Here is an 18,243-nt window from a genome sequence, read left to right as displayed (position 1 = left end):
GAGATTGGTCGCTGGCACATTGCAACGTCCATCTCCCAACCAGAGTGCGCCGAGTCGGCATCGAATGGGCCACCCCCTGGTCATTCGGTAAAGCAGTTGGAAGCTTCCCTGAATCCCCCATCCCAGGCCTTCCTGAAGGCTGGATGCTCATGAGCGCCACATCCGCCGTGACACATAACCTCGAGTTCAAGCGCTTTGTGGTGCGGGATATCTCTGACCAGTATGAGGCTCCGACCTTTGACCTGATTTTCAGAGACCTTGAGCACGGAGTTGAGCGTTGCTCCGACAGCGTGTGGAGTTCGCGGGAGCAAGCCTCGTTGGCAGCGGAGGCCCTGGAAAAGGCGGATCGCCGCCCAGTTCACTGGGGTGTGTTGAAGAGCCTCTAAACGGCGACCCATAGAACTTAGGCGACCATTCCAGCCTCCGTGCTCAATCAGTAAGGTACCCGCCGCATCGATCCCCTTCTGTCTATGGAATCCTAATCATGCCGCCGTTTGGCGTCGGCCCTTCGGTGACTCATTGAGTCTGGTTGGGATTTCCAGCTCCTGACGTAGCCTGTTGGCATCTCCTCGACAACTCGGATCGCCTTATGTCTTACGCCACCGCCACCATCAACGAACTGTTTGGTCTACGCGACAAGGTAGGCTTTTCAACCGCTTCGGGCTTCAAAGTGTAGTGGTCTAATGAAACCGGACACCCATTTAGGCGACAATGCTCGCCACAGAGAGGTGTCTGATGACCAAGCAACGTCGTACCTTTACTCCTGAATTCAAGCGGGAAGCTGCCTGCCTGGTGCTTGACCAAGGCTACAGCCACGCCGAAGCCGCCCGCTCGCTCGGCTTGGTCGAGTCAGCCCTACGCCGTTGGGTTAACCAGCTTCAGCAGGAGCGCGGCGGCATCACGCCGGCGAGCAAAGCGTTGACCCCAGAGCAGCAAAAGATCCAGGAGCTGGAAGCACGGATCACGCGCCTGGAGCGCGAGAAGTCGATACTAAAAAAGGCTACCGCGCTCTTGATGTCGGAAGATCTCGAGCGCATACGCTGATTCGTCAGCTTAGCGCCCATGAACCCGTTGATTTCCTGTGCGAAGTGTTTGAAATCACTCGCTCAACTTATTACGCGCATCGCCACAAAAGGCGGACGCCTGACGTTGAGCGCCTGAAGTTGCGCAGTCGAGTGAATGAGCTATTCACACGAAGTCGAGGTGCACCCGGCAGCCGCAGCATCAAGTCAATGCTGCAAGATGAAGGTGAGAAAATCGGACGATTCAAGGTGCGCAGCCTGATGCGTGAGCTGTCGCTGGTCAGCAAACAGCCAGGGTCACACGCTTACAAGAAAGCAACGGTGGAGCGGCCGGACATTCCGAATGTGTTGAACCGAGCGTTTGATGTCGACGCGCCAAATCAGGTCTGGTGTGGCGACATCACCTACATTTGGGCGCAGGGTAAATGGCACTATCTGGCGGTTGTCCTCGATCTCTATGCGCGGCGCGTGGTGGGCTGGGCTTTGTCAGAAAGACCGGATGCAGATTTGGTCATCAGGGCGCTGGACGTAGCGTACGAACAACGTGGAAAGCCCCATGGGCTGCTATTTCACTCCGATCAGGGATCGCAATATGGTAGCCGTCAGTTCCGCCAGCGGTTGTGGCGCTACCGCATGCGCCAGAGCATGAGCCGCCGAGGCAACTGCTGGGATAATGCGCCGATGGAGCGGGTGTTTCGCAGCTTGAAAACAGAGTGGATGCCGGTCACGGGCTACCTGACCGGACAGCAAGCTCAGCGAGATATTAGCCAGTACCTGATGGATCATTACAACTGGATAAGACCCCATCAGTTCAACGATGGGCTGGCTCCGGCCAAAGCTGAGGAAAAACTCAAAACTGTGTCCGGGATTAGTTGACCACTACAAAGCCCGTGTACGCTTCGTGCAGCTGGCCTATCGACACAATCTCGTGCATGACATCACGAGCTACCAGTTGTGGGATCTTGGGTATGAAGGACTGGGCGAGCGTACTTTTGATACCTGCTTCGAGATGGGTGACAGTCCCGAAGTCATCGCAGAGCTGATACGTGACGCGCGCACCCACGGCTATGTCGATAACATACAGAGAGAGGTCGGAAATCCGGACTGCTTCGCCCGCTGGTGCGGCTACGCTGACCGCCAACAAGAGCTGGCATTTTGAGAACTGCACCTATCGCATAGCTCGTTTCGCCGGTTATACGGACTCACCACCGGTATCCCCTGCTGGCTGCTCCGGGCCAATCCACTCCTTCGCACAGATGCGTGGCGCTGTGGCATCATGCAGTCTGGCAGCGATGCAGCTTTAAGGACGATTGATGGCTATTAATTTTGAACCCAAGATAGGGCAGATCTTGGAGTGTAATTACGGCGACTATCAGTACGATGAAAACGGTGCCATCGTGTTCAAAAACTATGACTACCGGCTGAAACCGGAAATGATCAAGAATCGTTTGGTAGTCGTGCTGAATGCGAGGATCGACCCAAACGCGTGCATTGTCGTCCCGTTATCAACAACGAAGGACCAGGGGAAGCTGGGTCGGGGGTTGCATGTGGAGCTCGGCAAAGACTTGATTGATGAGCTTCCTTACTTCAAGCAGCAAACCAGATGGGCAAAAGCCGACCTCGTGGAGCAGGTAAGCAAGCAGCGCCTCTTTAAGCCCAGAGCGATGCGTGGCCACCTGGAACAGGTGCTTTCGCGTGAGGTAGTAGCCCTTATCCAGACAGCCGTGATACGGGCCGTTAACGCTGCCGCATTGCTCAAGTGATCCCTTCAGTCAGTGAGGTTGACATTGGCGTCAATCAGCCCTAGAATTTGCCACGTAGCCCTTGAGGCACTTGAGTTTTATCCCCCTAGAGGGACCTGCAAAGCCCGGTTAACCACCGGGCTTTTGCCTTTCTGAGATTCCCTCCTCCCTTCCTTCAGACGTTGCCGCTGGGCGTCCCATCCCAACCAGGCAGCATCGGCTTTCTACAACCGCACATCTACGCTTATCAGTTAGCCACCAGCATGCCATGCCGCCTGCTACGCGCTTGGGTTGTGCCTGGCAAATGTGATAATCGGTGCCTAAATTGCACTCGACCGCTCTGAAAAGGAACCCAATTCATGCGTACTCTGGTACTGCCGCTCAAAGGCGAGTATTTCGACGCAATCAAGGCCGGGATCAAGACGGAAGAATTCCGGGCTGTCACGCCTTATTGGCGACGGCGTTTGGATGGACAGGGCTTCGACCAGATTGAGCTGACACGGGGCTATCCGAAACGCGGAGACGCCGAACGAAGACTTGTGTTGCCCTGGAAAGGCTATCGCTTGACGACGATCGTTCATCCACACTTCGGTGCAGAGCCAGTCGAGGTTTTCGCCATTGATGTTTCACGTAAGGATGCGGTTCAGTGAATCCGATCATGCAGCATTTCCGACTGAAAAAAACCTGTGCAAATTGCCCTTTCCTCAAAGAAGGAGCCATTCCGCTAAGCCGCGGGCGCTTGGAGGGGATTATTTCAACCCTGATCGAGGATGATCAATCTACTTTCCAGTGCCACAAGACCGTGCATTCAAAACGGGGTGGCAACTGGGACGATGAGGGGAACTATCAACCCTCAGGGCACGAGTCGATGTGCGCTGGAGCAGCGGCATACCTCATGAAAAAAGGCAGGCCAACGGTGGGTATGCGAATTGCCTTCGCCACTGGAGATGCTGCTCCCACTGACTGGGATTCTGAGAAAGAACACGTAATCGACTGATAGCTTGGGTTCTCATCACTCCGGGTTAGGTTTGCTGAAACCTTTCCCGATAGCAACTGATGAGCACCATGCCAAAATCAAGAGCAGCAAACGTAATGGCTGGGGCCTCGAGCCCGGCAGAACACCGCAAAAACCTAATTCGCCTCCTCAACGCAAATAGCCATCGACATCACTTATGGGACGTATTTGCGGACTTCTGTGAAATGTGCGCTCTTGCGATAAGCAACAGCGTAGACCTGACCCAGCGAAACGAGCGCGAAGCACGTTACCTGAGCATCATCAAAAAATATGAACCGAGCGAGGTGCATCGTTTTCCTCAGATGTTAGCCGAACTCACCATGGCCATGGAACATGGGCCAGATGATGTACTTGGCCAGGTGTTCGGTGAGTTGGAGTTAGGCAACAGCGCAAGAGGGCAATACTTCACTCCCTATTCAGTTTGCAAGATAATGGCCTCGCAACTGATCGGCGACGGAAAAAGTCTCCTCCAACGATCGCAAGAGCACGGCTTCATCACACTTAATGAGCCGGCATGTGGAGCGGGCGCTATGGTTATAGCCTTCGCTGAAGCCCTGGATAACGCAGGACTTAATCATCAGAAGTGCTTACATGTAACTGCCCAAGACATAGACCAAAGAGCTGTCTATATGGCCTACGTACAGCTTAGTCTTCTACACATACCGGCCATAATAATTCTAGGTAATACTCTGTCCCTGGAAGAGAGAGAGCGTTGGTATACTCCTGCTCACGTACTTGGCGGATGGAACTTTAAAATTAACGAGCGCAATGCAAATGCAGATCAACAAAACGCATCCAAACCAGATCTGGGTTGCACGGTTAAGGATCAAAAAGCAACAGTGCTAACTACCCAACAAAAAAACAACTGTCTACAGTACGCACTTTTTTGACGTATAACCGGAGGTACTGGCGGTGAAAATTCTCTTGTACACAATCCTTGCGCTTTCGCTGGTAGGCTGCGAGGCGGAGCAGGACCAGATGCCAGACTTGACCAATGCTCCTATCGAACATGAACGCACTCTACGATACAGTGTGGCAGCTGACGGCTCCACGATGATCCAGGCAATCATCCTGAGAAACGGCGGTCGACTGATCGACGTAGCATCCGGCAAAGACGCGGTCCAGAGCCGCGGTGGATTCATGAGGCAGATTGTATTCAAGGACTGCGGCCGTGTTAATTTTGCCGCTACGGGAAAAGGCAGAGTTCAAGGAATTCATACAGGACGCGGCATGAAGCCAGTGTGCCAGATCCGGGAATGGGATGGTCAGTGGTATATTCAATAAATTTTTTTCGGCGAGACTAGGAAGGCCATGGAAATTTTTCACATCAGTGATCTCAAAAGTCTTCAACAGTCGCATCAAATGGAAATCTTACGGCTGGCAAGGCGCAACAGCCTTGAACTTATGAATCGTCCCATCAAACCCACTCACCCGATGTTCGGGCTGACTTGTGCTTGGATGCTGTCGGATATAAGGCTACAACTTGATCCCTCAACAAGTCAGAAATTGGGCTCAGAACTCATAGCTGTGCAGAACGACGAATCAAAGATTGTCGGATTCTTAACCTTCACACGCGCCAATAATTCCCCCACAGCTTGCGGCATCAATTATGTATGTGTCGCACCAAAGTACAGAAGACAAGGTCTCATGCGCAGCATGATTGACTTGGTAAAATCTAAGTACACAGACATTGCATTAGCATGTTTTCCAGAGCTAGTTGGCGCATATGAAAAACTTGGGTTCGTAATGTGCGAAGCCCAAGGGGCCCAGGTAGCTATGCGCATAGGCGACGCATACGAAATGAATAAAATCAAACCTGAAATTCTAATGAACGAACAAGAGGTACTGTTTGAGTCAGATTTACTCATAAGTAAAAACGGGAAAAAGAAATCCATTAAAATAAATGAAATTTTTGACGCGGAGACTAAGATAATTTCTCAACGCGTCGAATCGTTTGTGCACAACCGTAGAAACAACGCCAACACCTAAATCGATTGAGCTGTTCCGTTATCTTTGGCATCTCAATGAGCTGTGAACCCCGGTGGGACGCTGGTCTGCCGGGCGCTCTTCCCCGTGCTTTCCCCCTCCTCCCTTGATCCCCCTCCTCCCTTAATTCCCCAACTGCTATTTCGCCACGGTGCGCTGATTCTCTTCTTCCAATCCAGCCGTTCGGTACCCACATCGACTGTGGGCTATGGTGTGGGAGCATTTTCTTGGGTTTTTTTCGAGGGCTTATAGGCTAAGGCCTGTAGCCGATTTGTATGGGGATACCTTATCCTCTTACATGCCGGCGAGATCTGGGGACGATGCAACACCCAAACCCCCAACCACCCGCGAGGATATCCCTGTGAAAAACCAAGCTTCGAATCAGCCCGCTCAATCCGTGCCGGCATCATCCGGTGAGATCTACCACGTCACCCCGGCTCGAAATCTCGAGTCCATCTTCCGTGACGGATTGGTGCCGCTGATTGGGCCACGCTCAGCGGTACTGGGCGAGACCAAAGCCATGGTCTATTTCTTCGGATCAATGTTGGCTGTGGAGACAGCCCTGACTCATTGGCTTGGTGAAGCTCTGGCCGACGAGCCAGGGGCCATCTCCGTACTAGCTGTGGATCGTGCGGGCTTGCATCTCATTGCAGAGGCTAGGTTCGACCTTGCTTGTCCTCACCAGGTCCCTCCAACGCAAATAACCATCGCTTTTCGGGACAATCCGCCAGACCTAGTTGCAGACAACCAGGTGATTGAGGGCACTTCATGAGTAAATTGACGCCCAAATTTGTCAAAGAGGTTGACAAGCCCGGCTCCTACCAGGATGGGCGTGGGTTGATTCTTCGTGTATCAAAGACGCTGCGGAAGAGCTGGATCTTTCGCTACATGCTGGCGAAGCAACGACGAGATCTAGCTCTTGGGGCTTTCCCGGCCTTAAGCCTCAGAGATGCCCGGCTGGAGGCTGACAAGTACCGGCTCGATATTGCACGTGGTGTCGATCCTGCGGCTGAGCGAGCGAAGGTCAAAGCCGCCAAAGCCTCACGAAGCACAACGCATCACACGTTTCGGTCTTCCGCCGAAAGGTACATACGCACGCATGCGTTGAATTGGTCCAAGAAACATCACCAGCAGTGGCAGAACTCACTCACGAAGCATGTCTACCCTCTGGTTGGCGGATATCGGATAGATGAGATCGACACGGACGATATCCTAGATGTGCTGACGCCGATCTGGAGCAAGATTCCCGTCACGGCGAATCGTGTCCGGAATCGCATCGAGCTCGTGCTCGATGCAGCAAAGGCCTTGAAGCTTCGGCAAGGTGAAAACCCTGCACGTTGGCGTGGCCATCTTGATAAGCTATTGCCCAAGCAATCGCATACGGTTGTACCCTTCCCCTCGCCAACCCCGTTACGTACTGCCGAGCTATTGGCCAGGCTCGATTCTTTGGATGGGGCAGCAGCTCGAGCTGTTGAACTCGCAATTCTGACCGCCACCCGTAATCAAGAAGTTGCCGGGGCACAATGGGCGGAAATTGATTGGAAGCAGAAAATTTGGCACATCCCAGCCGAACGCATGAAAGCGGGCAAAGCTCACCGGGTACCCCTAACGGAGCAAATGCTCGATGTCATTAGGCAGCAGGTCGGAAAGCACGCCAAATGGATTTTTCTAAATTCGTGGCGCACTGGTCCTATACCTGGTAACGCTATGGCAAGGGTGATCGACCAGCTCCAAGTCGATGGCGTGGTACCACATGGATTCAGATCTACTTTCCGGACGTGGGCTGCGGAAGCAACCGACCATCAACGAGAGGTTTGCGAAATGGCTCTTGCGCATACGCTCAACAGCAAGGTTGAAGCAGCCTATAACCGAGGAGACTTGCTGGATAAGCGTCGCGCACTGATGCAGGATTGGGGGGACTATCTTGCCGCCAATGCTCCCCAGGTGAGAATAGAGGTATCGGACCTGGACCAGGTACAGCCGGCAGCGTGACGGCAGGGCGCTCCAGAAAGAGCGCCCGAGTAACCATTCAATCGCTGGGTTGGCCGAACGATGTGCCACGAATATTGTTGGCCTCGTCGCAGATTCGAGCCACGTCCAGCATCGCTTTCAGTGCTCGCTCCTCCGTCTCCCTTGTCGCGAATGCAATCATGAATCCATGCAGCAGGCCGGCGAGCATTGCCCCGCTGTCAGCAACATTACGGTTCCCTGCCACAGCGGAAAATTGCTCCAAAAGGGCGGCAGGTGCCTTCTTGAGGAATTCTTGACCGAGGGATTTTCCTATGCTGGCCGCTTGGACACATTGGTGAGCAAACGATTCGTCAGGCGACATCGGTGTACCGTCGTAATGTTCGAAAGACGCCTTTACATGGTTGCGGCCGTGCATGCCGGCGGCGATGCATTCAGCACCCTGTCGAATCTTCTCAATCGCGACACTGGCTGTACAGATGTCGGTTTGCGCTTCGCTCATGACCGCGGCCAGAAGGTTGTCATCGACGTTATCAATGCTATGCATATTTCCTCCTTTGATAGTTTTACCTCCATCTGAATTTCTCATTGATTAAAAAAAACCCAAGGCCACGGGAAGGCTACGAGCTCAAAAAAAAGGCCGGAATCACCAGCCTTTAGGACTTAGCGGAGATCGATCACTGCGTTCGCCAGGATTCAACCACGTCAGCACCATGCTCTTGTTTCCACTGCTTGAGCGTTTTGTGGTTGCCGCCCTTGGTCTCAACGAGTACCCCCGTTTCCGGGTGACGGTAGACTTTAACCGCTCGTGCTGCTCTGGGAGCCTTACCTGGAAGGGCAGCCTGGCGATAGCCAGGATCCAGGATCGCGATGATGTCACGAAGGCTTCTGCCGTACTCGGCCATCAGGGAGCGAAGTTTTTTTTCAAACTCGATTTCCTGCTGGAGCTTTTCATTGCCGTTCAGTTTCTCCAGTCGTTCCTGAAGCTCCTTGATGGCTTCCTCTGTTGCTCGGTATTCAGTAATGAGGGACATCTTATCTCCTTGGGTCGGTTTTGGGGCCAGGGCCGTGAGTGGGGTGCGCCAGGCTTGCTAAGAAGGTTAGTTAAATGATGCCTGTCGATGCGATGAATGCATAGCCTACGAGGAACCCAGCGCAAGGCCAGAAGGTGTAAAACTGAATATTCATGCTCAGGATCTTGTTCATGGTTATCAGGAGGGTCAGCCCTCCTCCTCCAAACGATCGATTTCGGCGATGACGCTCTGCATCTGTTCGATTGCTATTTCTGCTGCTGTCCGTGCCTTCCCGAACAGTGATTCCTTTCCTTCCAGCAGTGAATCCAGGCGGGAATTCTCGCGTCTCAGTTGCTTAGCGATCGCGTCAAAATCTCCACCTTCGGGAGGCTTCTTGCCTTGGAGCTTCAGCTCCATAGCCTGCGACTGCTTCAGCATCAGTTCCCGTATGACGGTACGCTGATTTGCACTCTGCTCATCGAAGCCAATGATACTGTGGAAGAGCTTTACCGCGGCTTTCGCACTCGACAAAGCCTGGGTTCCTACAACTGGCTTTCCTTCATTAGAGGCTGATTGTTCAGGGTCCCCAGGTTTTCCCTGGTGGAATGCAGAACCCTCACTGCTACTAACGTTGCCTCCGATGGACGCGCCGACATTTTCTTCAGGATGATCGGTACCAGCTGTTGCATCCGCCTGGCCGCCAATCGGTGTTTCAATGTCTTGTGTTGCAGAGCTCGATGCCAGATCTGGGGATCCGCCACCAAAGAGGTTAGGGCCGAAATCCATCACCGGGGCTTCCTGGACTGGTTGCATGTGGTTACTCCTTTCTGTTCGGGCTTTACCCTATGGAATCACCCTCACAGAAAATCCCAACCCCCTTATTTCTCATCAGCGTATCGGTCCAACATTTTTGCCTTCACCCGTGTCTCCAATTTCTTAGCAACGTCCACGACGAATGCCAGGAACTGAAGATCAAGGCCTTCTTCAACCTCATTCATGATGTCGTCGGCGATACCCTCAGCTTCTAAACCAAACTGCATGCCGGCATCAGCCATTTCGAACAGCAGCTGGGCCGCAGACTTTTTATGGGTGTAGAGGCCATCTGGTTCTTGAGCTGCTTCCTGCGTGGACATGCCTAGCCCAACTGAATCAGCATCTTCATCCTCTTCAAGTGGTACCGGCGGTGGGAGCGGATTATTTTCTTCTGGAGACGGCTGTGCCTTGGAGGATGATGCTGATTTTGATCTACCCTCCTCTCTCAACTCCTTGGCGGCTTTACGAATAGCTTTAGGCCCTCGACTACAAAGCTCTTTCTGTTCTTCTTTCTCCAGCTTCGCCACCTGTTCAGCAGCAGATACACTCACCTCTCCCGACTTAACAGCATTAATCAGCTCAGGGGTTCCGTCTCTGACCACTTTGCACGCTGATGATACGGATCGGGGGCTGATCCCTAGAACTTTGGCGGCATCTTCGATGGCCATTCTCGCATCATCGCTGTCATGTCCAGCACCAGCCTTCTCTGTGTCAATCGTGATGGCACTGGTGCCGCGCATAGAGGATAGATCGGCAGCGATCAACGCCCTTTGCGCGACTGTCAGCTGTCGACGATAGAGGTTGAGCGACAAGACATAGGCAAGGGCATCATCGCCCGTGTATACCTCAGTCTGTGGCTCAAGCTGTAGATCCTTGCAGACGCGATATCGGTTACGCCCATCAAGAATTTTTCCCTCATGTAGAACGATCGGAGCACGTTGCCCATTGGTTTCGATGTCTTGGACTAGAGCTTGGTAATCATCACCTATAATTAGAGGAAAGAGCTGAGCGTAATCGTGAAACTCTAGTTCATAGCCTTGCATAAGCAATTTCTCGCTCCGTTTCTGTTACCAGGACGATAGGGCGAAAGCTACGCTGAGTGGCGATTTTTCAGGACGTTTTAACGCCTGAAATTGATCGAGTCTTGCTAGCTGGGGGAGTCAGCATCAGGCACAAAAAACCCCGCCGAATGGGCAGGGTCTTGAGTTAAATATAAAAGCCAATGACAGAAACAAATACTAAATCTTCTCTTGAAGCTGGCTAATTAATTCCTCAAGAGCTTCTTTATCTGGTTTCGTATCTACGAATCTTAGGGACTTGTCTGAAAGTACTTCCATGACACCCCACTTCAATTCATGTAAATCCTGGCCCGGCTCCGGTGGCGTCTCCCAGTATGGGAAGCTTCTGACTACATGAGGCGGCATCTTTGTGATCATGGCTGAATCTCGGTATCTGTCAAGGCAAAGGCTGCATGCTAATCAGTGTATAAAAATACAGTTCTGGACTGCTACAAAGAAAAAAAGGCGTCAAAAGTTCGTCACATTGTCAGCTTGAAAAACCGGTCGCAGGTTGGCAACACGTATAAAATTGTCTCATAGCACAGCATAAGCTAGGGCCTTGTGTACAGCAAACATTAGACCATAACAGACCATTTGGAGTGGGATAAGTTTCGTGTAATTGGGACGTGGGTCCATCTGATTGGTATGGCTCAATACCATCATGCGGATGGGCGGAGATCCATTCAGATAGCTTAGTGGCTGGAGATGCTGGTGGTCCGATTCCGTAACGGGGCGCAACGGTCGTAGCGCTCCCCTTCCAAGCTTCCTTGCTAAACCCGAAGCAGGGCCCGCACATCTCACCCAAACCTAACAGGTTATGAGCTGGAGGTGAACGGCGATTCTACGCAGGAAAATGCTTTGTGCTCCTCCTGGACATGACCTCAATTTCTTTTAGCTCTGGGGCTTATCCGCTTTGCCTACACCCTCCTTTGGCCCCAGCCAGCCCTGCCGGCGCACTTCTTCAAGCGCAGCTTCCAACTCAGGAATCGAAGAAATATCGCAAGAAATTGTTGGTTTCTTTCCCTTTCGGTCAGTCGGCAACTGCAACACAACTTGTGCAGGGTCGGTTAGAGCTACCTGGAACGTGATGCTGGCAAGCCCACTGAATGTGATGCTCGCACTGGTAAGACCAAGCTCGGCGGAAGCCTGCCGCACCTCACCATCATGCTCATACGCCAAGAGGATGCGGTGCTTGGATGAATGGGTCATAGATAATCCCTGGTAGCTGGTCTACGCAAATTTGCGTACTGAATGCCTTGTTCTGAGCTCGTGCTTCACTGCGGATGAACTGATCATCACTGCTCAGCATGGAAATCCGCGCAGGCGCGGAGCACTTCAACCAGTGCTCCGCAATCACTGAAAACAGCTCTATGCGGCTAAGGCCATGCAAGTGCTCCGGCTCAATTTTTTTCAGCTCTGCGAGAGCGGTAAAACGTGTCTGCGGTTGCACCACTCTGCGTTCTGGTTGCGCGACTGCGGTTGCCATATGTCCCTATCTCGTAGTCTAGAAAGCCATATTCTGTCATGGCACTTTGCCTTCGTGTGCGCGTTTTCGTACCATTTTCACGTCTGAAATATTTTGTTACAGATTAATGATTATCATTCAGCTTCTATCAAGGTGCGATCAATTTTCTTCAAAAACTCCTGGAATTGCTCAGCGATCAGCTTGGCATCGATGCTTTTTTCGCAACGAAGCTCAACTTTCTTACCGTCCACTCGGACTGTGCAAATTCCGCTAATCTCAGTTTCGGTATATTTGCTATGTGCTTCTTGCTGGGTTCGAGATGCAATCTCCCTGGCCAGCCAACGCAGGGCGTGCTCCTGTGTCCATTGTTCGTCCCTCATTGCCGTCACAGCTTTCAAAAGAAGTTCAGGCTCTTTGGAGCTGAAATCGATGAAATCTTTTGCGCGCTTTCCTCCAATAAGCGCAGGACTCGAGTCCAAAATGGTCCGCACTTCTATCGGTAGATTCATCAACAACAGACATCTGCTGACAATAGAGTGATTGACGCCTAAGCGGCGAGCCAAAGCTCTGACCGATGGTTCCCCCCCAGAGGCCAGGATCTTCGAGTATGACTTTGCTCGTTCGTACTCTGTAAGAGCTTCTTGGCCTTCGTTGTCGGTGAGTGCCAGGATTTGAGCTAGTGCATCGTCCATTTCACGAACGTAGGACGTAATAGTCTCTCGACCCAGCAGTTTGTGAGCACGCCACCTGCGCTCACCGCCGACCAATTCGTAAAATCCATCACCCACAGGCCTTAGCGTTACGGGTTTTGCCAACCCAACTGAAGCAATCGAGTTCGCGAGGTCTTCGATTGCAGCTTCGCTAAATGTTAGGCGCGGTTGAAACGGAGAGACTCGAATACGATCCGTAGCGATCTCAGCGATAACTCCGTTCGTTACTTTGGTTTCTTGAGTTTGGCTGGGTTCTTTCGATTGCGTTTCGATATCGAGGCTTTCTATCACTGTCGCAGAAGCTGGCTCTTTGACGTGTTTCTGAGCAAGCATGTCCCTGACGGATACCTGCAAATTGGGTTCAGGTACCTCCGCGGGCGCACGTTTCACGCCTGACATCCATGTAGGTGCTTGTCTTCCTGGATAATCCTCAGACTTTGCCATAATTCCTCCTTTCAATTACCACTCAGCATTGTGTTCGTTATGTCCTGGGTGCGCCCAGATCCCAGCTGGTGCTCCGAGCACCAGCGAGGTTTGCCCCCTCGGCAGTGGTGCTCCAAGCACCACGGGCAATGTCATCACAGTGGTGCTCTGAGCACCAGCTGCGCTTCGCTCTGAGTGGTGCTCGGAGCACCAGAGAACAAATTCTGCCATTGGTGCTCGGAGCACCAGTCAAAGAGAAGCAAACTCCCTGACTTTTTGAAGAGCTTCACTGAACACAGAGCGCATGGAGTCAATGGATTTGTTGGTTGCGCCCTTCCATACGATCAGGGGGATACCTTGATCCAGCGCCTTACCATAGTCTTCTGAGTAGTACAGTTTTTCTTCCGCAACCCGACCAGGGAAAAGGTCATTCAGAACCACCAGGTTGTTCAAGATACGCTTCCGGTTTCTGATGAACATGGTGGGGATTGCCAATACGACAGGGGAGCGACGATAAGCCTTCGCAAATCGAACCATCCATTCGTTCAGCCGCATGAGTGCGCGGAAAGAGAATTTATCCATTCGAACAGGGCAGATCACAAAGTCGCTAGCAACGATGGAGTTTTTTGTAAGACGAGAAGCGGTGGGGGCATTATCGAAAAGAATGACGTCATACCCTGACGTATCAATTCCTGGAATTTCGCCACTCCGCGCGCGTTCCAACCAGTCCGCGTACCAAAAATCCATGTTGTTTTCGGCGTCTAGTGCGACAACAAGATCTTCGAGGTACGCGTCGGCTGGTATGAGATGAGGCCCGTTCTCGCCGAAAGGTTTCTTGACTACCTGCTCAAAAGGCATTGGCTCGAATTGTCGGCCTCTGAGCTCTGGGCTCAGCAGGTTCCCGAAGTTGCCCTCGACATAGCGCTCTGGGGGAATTCCCATTGACTCTAGGTCTGACCTGGAAAGGTCAGGATCATACCCAAGCTCACTCGACGAGTCGCCCTGGGGATCGTTATCGATGATCAGAATCCGGAGCCCTTGCATCTGTAGGTAAATCGCTAGGTTCACGGTTACGGTTGTTTTGCCGGTTCCACCTTTAGGTACAAAGGTCGAAATCACAACCTGCCGCGGTAGACCCTTTGCTTGCCCCTTCGATCTACGGATCGCTGCGATATCGAAGATGTCACTCAGGGTGTACGCCCGTGTAGGCACAGTACCGCGAGCAATCCGCCGAATTTCTAGCCCATTCTCATCCTCAATGTCCTGAAGACGACGAGTAGTCAATCCAAAACAATCGGCTGCAAATTTGGGCGGGTAGAGGAGGGTGGAGAAATCAGTGAAATAGACAGATTCCTCTTCAAACTGCTCGCTTGGCTGCTGCATGACGATCCCTGCATTGTTGAATACAGGGCAATGATAATACGTCAACCCGGATTTTCAAGGGCGAATCATGGTACAGAGTAGATTTTCGGCCCAAAAACCGAACTTACAGCTAAATTCCAGCGCTTGAGTTCGGCTTTAATACGGGATTTTTGCATGCTGACCCGAACCCATCCTGGGTAAGCGGGGCCTTATTCAGCAGTCAAGCGTACCTTTTTTGAGCATTGGTACGTGCGATTTTGAAATCGGCGCTGATGTAGCTGACTGAAAACTGGGCATCTAGAGGGTGTGACTCGACAATCACTTCAGTAGAACCAGCCACGAACGTAACGTTTTGGAAGCCATGGCTCGACACATCAGAGCTGATGTGTAGCTTGCTCTTTAGCCCTTCCAAGACGTCGTCCAGGTGGAGTTTGTCAGCTTTCACCGTAGCGACATCCAAAACGCCATCTGCATTGAAGGCCAGCTGAATATCCGTGACTCCCTCGAGGTTGATTTCCCACTCTGAGAGATTGAGTACGGGCCCGCCGGTGTAGGAGGTACCTATCCAGTCGATCACGGTATATTGCTTCTGGACGTCAACGATCGTCGTCACTCCTACAGTCAGGTTTACCGGCCCTGGCGCTATTGCAGCCATGCTGAGCAGGTAAGCTGCAACGCCCGCGAAAGCAGCTTTGTTCATCGTTTCCTCCAGATCGTTTTGGTTGCCATCATTTTGGCTTTGCTGATCTGGTAAGTGGGCTGCTTTCGAACCGATTAATCGCCTGAAAAGCTTTCAGTTTTTTGCTTCACCCCCTCCAAAAAATTGAGCTTTCCATTTTTAAAAGCTTTTTTACTGTTTTTCTCTTGTTGTTCTCTTGTTTTTAGAAGGCTACAGCCCTTGTGCGACGCGGCCTCCAGCCGATCATCGACTACAGATTCCGGCATTGTGACTACAGATTCCGGCTTTGCGACTACGGATTACGGCTTACGCGACTACAGATTCCGGCTGTGACGACTACAGATTCCGGCCGTTATCCACAGGCTCAGCGTAGGGCAACCAGGCTCTAACGACTACAGATTCCGGCTGCTGGGTGGCGCGTTAGCATGAACGAACGATTTTGGGGCTTCGTTTCAGCCCATTTTACGCTCTGAAATTGAATCCCACGTGAAAAATGGCTTTTGTTTAGTGGCTAACCTACTGATTTATAAGGTTTTTTATGTTTGAGAGCGGTTTTTTTGTTTTTTTCCTGACGAACATGCTCCGTAATGCTGCGGATCAGCTTGGCCAGGTTCCTAGCTGAACCTATCGACTACAGATTACGGCTGCAAAACCAGGGTACGCCCCGATACGACTACAGATTACGGCTGTATGAGAGCCTAGGCGAATTGCCTCTTCATCGCTCGAATGTTGCCCAACGACTACAAATTACGGCTGCGACAACGACGGTCTACTGATACATCGACTACAAATTACGGCTGTGAGAGAGGACGGTCGGAACCTATCGACTACAGATTCCGGCTGTGGGGGAGGAGGGTCGCACCGATCGACTACAGATTCCGGCTATGGGGGAGGAGGGTCGAACCGATCGACTACAGATTCCGGCTGTGAGAGAGGTGCCTTTAAGCAATCGACTACAGATTGCGGCTGTGAATGGGCTGAGTTCGCTGATATCCGACTACAAATTACGGCTGCTGACTATCGACTACAGTTCTAACTAGTGATGGGTCAGGTGATTTGGGAGCTAGCTGAAAGGCCCGTGGTTTCTGAGTTCAGGGGGTCAGTCGACTCTTTAGGTATCGACTACAGCACAAAGTCGCTGTAGGGTTTCGCTATCAATCGCAGGCCATGATATGTCCAATTTACCCAAAGCTACCAAAGCGGACCCCAAGCCGCTGCGGGTCACAAAATCCAATACGTTGATTACCGCTTCGTACCGGCTGACTCTGAACGAGCAGCGATTGATCCTGGCGGCGATCAGTAAGCTCGATCCTCGAAAACCGATGCCGAAAAAGGTGTCCGTTTCGGCAGTGGACTATTCCGATATCTATGGCGTCCAGCTCCGGCATGCCTATGAGCAGATGAGGGTCGCAGCCGATGAGCTTTACGAGCGTGACATCAAGACCTTTGACGGGTCAGGAATGGAGCGCAAGCGGTGGGTTGATCGGGCCAAATATCTGGACGGTGAAGGTCGTGTAGAGCTGTCGTTTACCATCCATGTCATGCCTTACCTCTCGATGCTGTACAGCAAAGTGACCAGCTACGACCTAAGGCGAGTAGCCTGTCTGGACTCAAGTCATTCGTTCCGTCTGTTCGAGATGTTGATGCAGTTTCGAAAGACTGGATGGGCATACATCGAGGTTGAGGCTTTGCGCGTAGCTCTGGGCTTATCTGATGCCTACCAACGGTTCAACAATCTTCGTCAGAGAGTCATAGATCCGGCGGTAGAGGAGCTGAAGGCCAAGAGCAACCTAGATGTTAGCTATGAATTGAGGAGGGAAGGGAGGAAGGTGATCGCGATCAAATTTACCTTCTGTGACCTTGCACAACTGCCCCTTAACCTCGAGCTTGACTCTGACGATCTGCCTCCGTTACCTGAATTTGAGGCTGCCGAAGAAAGCGAATGGCTGGCCACCAAACCTTTAGGTGAATTGGCTGAAGCACAAGAAGCGGGTCTTCTGTTCGCTGTTGCTCCAGGGGAAGGGGAGCAACCGGATTAGATTGTATCGTCATCTGACAGCCATCTGAGCCTCGGTACGGTGTCGCACATACCTCTTTTCAGCTTGGCTAAGCACTCGAATCGTCATATGCCGTCCTTTTGGTGACCGCCTAAGGAAAACCCGCCGTGATGGCGGGTTTTTCGCGTGCGGTATCAGGAGCGCTGAGATTAATGATTAGGCACAAGCGTGAAGAGGCTCCGCCTCCAATGGCATACCTCTTCACTTGATGCACGACCTGCACTTTTGAGCGCGTCAAAGACGGCTAAGGCAAACGACATTGCAGCCTGGTCATCAACGTGGAGGTCGACAATCACTACAGGAAACTGATCGCCGTCATCAGCATCAGGTGTTGCTACAGCGACTGTCTGAATCCCCCAGGTAATGCCGTCGTCATAAGGCTCTACAACAAACCGCCTGAGCCGGCGAATCATGCCGTCTCGAATCATCTGAATCAGATCGGTACATACCGGCTCCGATTGGCGCTGCTGGAAAACGTGGATGGCTGTCATAAGCTACGGCTCCCTTTGATCTGCCTTCATCCTGCCAACACCCTAGGAAATCCCAAAAAGGCGCCCGTCAGACCTGGTTCATAGGACTGAGGTTTAACCCAGGCATTCATTCTCCTGGTTGGGCGTGCTGTCACCAGTGAGTGGAGGCTGAAGGTCAACAAGCGTGGGTTTGGCAATACAAAATGCCGTCTGCATGCCAGAAACGTCGCCCTCCCAACAATCGAATTCGGTATCCCAAGCTTCTGAATCAAAGTTGAAGATGGTCCCGAGATCTACAGCCCCATCCAGGGTAGCGTATGCTCCGCTCAAGGTTCCGTCGATCAGTACCGCGAAGCAGTCGTCGCCGATTAGCAGGGCTTTCCCTGGATTGCATTCAAGAACGCGATGATAGGAGGCCAGGGTCTCGTCGTAGGTCATAACAGGTGCTCTGATGCTGGGT

General features: G+C 52.2%; 22 protein-coding genes. 12 read left to right on the top strand and 10 right to left on the bottom strand.

The annotated features are described in order from the left end of the window. Positions 1-149 precede the first annotated feature (149 nt). The 11 genes from IMX18_RS26940 to IMX18_RS26890 all read left to right on the top strand — a co-directional run bounded on the left by IMX18_RS26940 (position 150) and on the right by IMX18_RS26890 (position 7,757). Positions 150-386 carry a hypothetical protein gene (locus IMX18_RS26940; protein WP_217191166.1) on the top strand — a complete coding sequence of 79 codons (237 nt, stop codon included), beginning with the start codon at positions 150-152 and terminating at the stop codon, positions 384-386. 349 nt (positions 387-735) lie between these two features. After that, a protein-coding gene (locus IMX18_RS26935) for an IS3 family transposase (RefSeq protein ID WP_096010314.1) occupies positions 736-1,898 on the top strand; the annotation gives its coding sequence in 2 pieces (ribosomal slippage) (positions 736-991 and positions 991-1,898; 1,164 coding nt in all). 25 nt (positions 1,899-1,923) lie between these two features. Continuing rightward, positions 1,924-2,181 (top strand): hypothetical protein, encoded by a 258-nt coding sequence (locus IMX18_RS26930; protein ID WP_225903949.1) that lies wholly within the window; start codon positions 1,924-1,926, stop codon positions 2,179-2,181. A gap of 154 nt (positions 2,182-2,335) precedes the next feature. Then, on the top strand, positions 2,336-2,785 hold the full coding sequence (locus IMX18_RS26925; protein ID WP_217191167.1) for a type II toxin-antitoxin system PemK/MazF family toxin: 450 nt from the start codon (positions 2,336-2,338) through the stop codon (positions 2,783-2,785). 338 nt (positions 2,786-3,123) lie between these two features. Continuing rightward, the gene (locus tag IMX18_RS26920) at positions 3,124-3,414 is read left to right on the top strand and encodes an ASCH domain-containing protein (RefSeq protein WP_217191170.1); all 291 of its coding nucleotides are present in this window, start codon (positions 3,124-3,126) and stop codon (positions 3,412-3,414) included. Further along, on the top strand, positions 3,411-3,761 hold the full coding sequence (locus tag IMX18_RS26915; RefSeq protein ID WP_217191172.1) for a phosphatase PAP2 family protein: 351 nt from the start codon (positions 3,411-3,413) through the stop codon (positions 3,759-3,761). The genes IMX18_RS26920 and IMX18_RS26915 overlap by 4 nt, the downstream gene beginning before the upstream one ends. 59 nt (positions 3,762-3,820) lie before the next feature. After that, the gene (locus tag IMX18_RS26910) at positions 3,821-4,669 is read left to right on the top strand and encodes an N-6 DNA methylase (RefSeq protein WP_225903948.1); all 849 of its coding nucleotides are present in this window, start codon (positions 3,821-3,823) and stop codon (positions 4,667-4,669) included. 22 nt (positions 4,670-4,691) lie between these two features. Continuing rightward, positions 4,692-5,063, top strand: a complete 372-nt coding sequence (locus IMX18_RS26905; protein WP_217191174.1) for a hypothetical protein — start codon at positions 4,692-4,694, stop codon at positions 5,061-5,063. 27 nt (positions 5,064-5,090) lie between these two features. Then, positions 5,091-5,768, top strand: coding sequence for a GNAT family N-acetyltransferase (locus IMX18_RS26900; RefSeq protein WP_217191176.1), 678 nt, complete (start codon positions 5,091-5,093; stop codon positions 5,766-5,768). Positions 5,769-6,126: 358 nt separating this feature from the next. Further along, positions 6,127-6,537 carry a hypothetical protein gene (locus IMX18_RS26895; protein WP_217191178.1) on the top strand — a complete coding sequence of 137 codons (411 nt, stop codon included), beginning with the start codon at positions 6,127-6,129 and terminating at the stop codon, positions 6,535-6,537. Then, positions 6,534-7,757 (top strand): tyrosine-type recombinase/integrase, encoded by a 1,224-nt coding sequence (locus IMX18_RS26890; RefSeq protein WP_217191180.1) that lies wholly within the window; start codon positions 6,534-6,536, stop codon positions 7,755-7,757. The genes IMX18_RS26895 and IMX18_RS26890 overlap by 4 nt, the downstream gene beginning before the upstream one ends. 37 nt (positions 7,758-7,794) lie before the next feature. Here IMX18_RS26890 and IMX18_RS26885 read toward each other — a convergent pair whose 3' ends face one another. The 8 genes from IMX18_RS26885 to IMX18_RS26850 all read right to left on the bottom strand — a co-directional run bounded on the left by IMX18_RS26885 (position 7,795) and on the right by IMX18_RS26850 (position 15,277). Continuing rightward, a complete protein-coding gene (locus IMX18_RS26885) occupies positions 7,795-8,280 on the bottom strand; it encodes a hypothetical protein (protein ID WP_217191182.1) in 486 nt (161 codons plus the stop codon). Positions 8,281-8,410: 130 nt separating this feature from the next. After that, positions 8,411-8,767, bottom strand: coding sequence for a histone-like nucleoid-structuring protein, MvaT/MvaU family (locus IMX18_RS26880; protein ID WP_217191183.1), 357 nt, complete (start codon positions 8,765-8,767; stop codon positions 8,411-8,413). Between the two features lie 186 nt (positions 8,768-8,953). Then, positions 8,954-9,559 (bottom strand): hypothetical protein, encoded by a 606-nt coding sequence (locus IMX18_RS26875; protein ID WP_217191184.1) that lies wholly within the window; start codon positions 9,557-9,559, stop codon positions 8,954-8,956. A gap of 65 nt (positions 9,560-9,624) precedes the next feature. Further along, on the bottom strand, positions 9,625-10,602 hold the full coding sequence (locus IMX18_RS26870) for a ParB/RepB/Spo0J family partition protein (protein ID WP_217191185.1): 978 nt from the start codon (positions 10,600-10,602) through the stop codon (positions 9,625-9,627). A 906-nt stretch (positions 10,603-11,508) separates the two neighbouring features. After that, on the bottom strand, positions 11,509-11,826 hold the full coding sequence (locus IMX18_RS26865) for a PB1 domain-containing protein (protein ID WP_217191186.1): 318 nt from the start codon (positions 11,824-11,826) through the stop codon (positions 11,509-11,511). A gap of 390 nt (positions 11,827-12,216) precedes the next feature. Then, positions 12,217-13,236, bottom strand: coding sequence for a ParB/RepB/Spo0J family partition protein (locus tag IMX18_RS26860; protein WP_217191187.1), 1,020 nt, complete (start codon positions 13,234-13,236; stop codon positions 12,217-12,219). 228 nt (positions 13,237-13,464) lie between these two features. Next, positions 13,465-14,598 (bottom strand): ParA family protein, encoded by a 1,134-nt coding sequence (locus IMX18_RS26855; RefSeq protein WP_217191189.1) that lies wholly within the window; start codon positions 14,596-14,598, stop codon positions 13,465-13,467. A 199-nt stretch (positions 14,599-14,797) separates the two neighbouring features. After that, on the bottom strand, positions 14,798-15,277 hold the full coding sequence (locus IMX18_RS26850; protein ID WP_217191191.1) for a hypothetical protein: 480 nt from the start codon (positions 15,275-15,277) through the stop codon (positions 14,798-14,800). A gap of 1,151 nt (positions 15,278-16,428) precedes the next feature. Here IMX18_RS26850 and IMX18_RS26845 point away from each other — a divergent pair. Continuing rightward, on the top strand, positions 16,429-17,295 hold the full coding sequence (locus IMX18_RS26845) for a replication initiation protein (RefSeq protein WP_217191193.1): 867 nt from the start codon (positions 16,429-16,431) through the stop codon (positions 17,293-17,295). A gap of 167 nt (positions 17,296-17,462) precedes the next feature. Here the strand turns inward: IMX18_RS26845 and IMX18_RS26840 are convergent, their stop codons facing one another. Together IMX18_RS26840 and IMX18_RS26835 are read right to left on the bottom strand one after the other, a co-directional pair. Further along, on the bottom strand, positions 17,463-17,804 hold the full coding sequence (locus IMX18_RS26840) for a hypothetical protein (protein WP_217191195.1): 342 nt from the start codon (positions 17,802-17,804) through the stop codon (positions 17,463-17,465). A gap of 93 nt (positions 17,805-17,897) precedes the next feature. Next, the gene (locus tag IMX18_RS26835) at positions 17,898-18,221 is read right to left on the bottom strand and encodes a hypothetical protein (protein ID WP_217191197.1); all 324 of its coding nucleotides are present in this window, start codon (positions 18,219-18,221) and stop codon (positions 17,898-17,900) included. Positions 18,222-18,243: the final 22 nt, after the last annotated feature.

Origin of the sequence: Pseudomonas shirazica (assembly GCF_015168335.1) — a bacterium.
Taxonomy (GTDB): domain Bacteria; phylum Pseudomonadota; class Gammaproteobacteria; order Pseudomonadales; family Pseudomonadaceae; genus Aquipseudomonas; species Aquipseudomonas asiatica.
Note: the sequence above shows the minus strand (reverse complement) of the source record. Positions and strands in the feature narration are given on the sequence as shown.

Bases quoted from the DNA above. Each gene is read 5' to 3' on its own strand.
- IMX18_RS26900 (WP_217191176.1), top strand. From the start codon at position 5,091: ATGGAAATTTTTCACATCAGTGATCTCAAAAGTCTTCAACAGTCGCAT.
- IMX18_RS26890 (WP_217191180.1), top strand. From the start codon at position 6,534: ATGAGTAAATTGACGCCCAAATTTGTCAAAGAGGTTGACAAGCCCGGC.
- IMX18_RS26925 (WP_217191167.1), top strand. From the start codon at position 2,336: ATGGCTATTAATTTTGAACCCAAGATAGGGCAGATCTTGGAGTGTAAT.
- IMX18_RS26885 (WP_217191182.1), bottom strand. From the start codon at position 8,280: ATGCATAGCATTGATAACGTCGATGACAACCTTCTGGCCGCGGTCATG.
- IMX18_RS26865 (WP_217191186.1), bottom strand. From the start codon at position 11,826: ATGACCCATTCATCCAAGCACCGCATCCTCTTGGCGTATGAGCATGAT.
- IMX18_RS26880 (WP_217191183.1), bottom strand. From the start codon at position 8,767: ATGTCCCTCATTACTGAATACCGAGCAACAGAGGAAGCCATCAAGGAG.
- IMX18_RS26840 (WP_217191195.1), bottom strand. From the start codon at position 17,804: ATGACAGCCATCCACGTTTTCCAGCAGCGCCAATCGGAGCCGGTATGT.
- IMX18_RS26870 (WP_217191185.1), bottom strand. From the start codon at position 10,602: ATGCAAGGCTATGAACTAGAGTTTCACGATTACGCTCAGCTCTTTCCT.
- IMX18_RS26920 (WP_217191170.1), top strand. From the start codon at position 3,124: ATGCGTACTCTGGTACTGCCGCTCAAAGGCGAGTATTTCGACGCAATC.
- IMX18_RS26910 (WP_225903948.1), top strand. From the start codon at position 3,821: ATGAGCACCATGCCAAAATCAAGAGCAGCAAACGTAATGGCTGGGGCC.
- IMX18_RS26860 (WP_217191187.1), bottom strand. From the start codon at position 13,236: ATGGCAAAGTCTGAGGATTATCCAGGAAGACAAGCACCTACATGGATG.
- IMX18_RS26845 (WP_217191193.1), top strand. From the start codon at position 16,429: ATGTCCAATTTACCCAAAGCTACCAAAGCGGACCCCAAGCCGCTGCGG.
- IMX18_RS26850 (WP_217191191.1), bottom strand. From the start codon at position 15,277: ATGAACAAAGCTGCTTTCGCGGGCGTTGCAGCTTACCTGCTCAGCATG.
- IMX18_RS26855 (WP_217191189.1), bottom strand. From the start codon at position 14,598: ATGCAGCAGCCAAGCGAGCAGTTTGAAGAGGAATCTGTCTATTTCACT.
- IMX18_RS26835 (WP_217191197.1), bottom strand. From the start codon at position 18,221: ATGACCTACGACGAGACCCTGGCCTCCTATCATCGCGTTCTTGAATGC.
- IMX18_RS26940 (WP_217191166.1), top strand. From the start codon at position 150: ATGAGCGCCACATCCGCCGTGACACATAACCTCGAGTTCAAGCGCTTT.
- IMX18_RS26875 (WP_217191184.1), bottom strand. From the start codon at position 9,559: ATGCAACCAGTCCAGGAAGCCCCGGTGATGGATTTCGGCCCTAACCTC.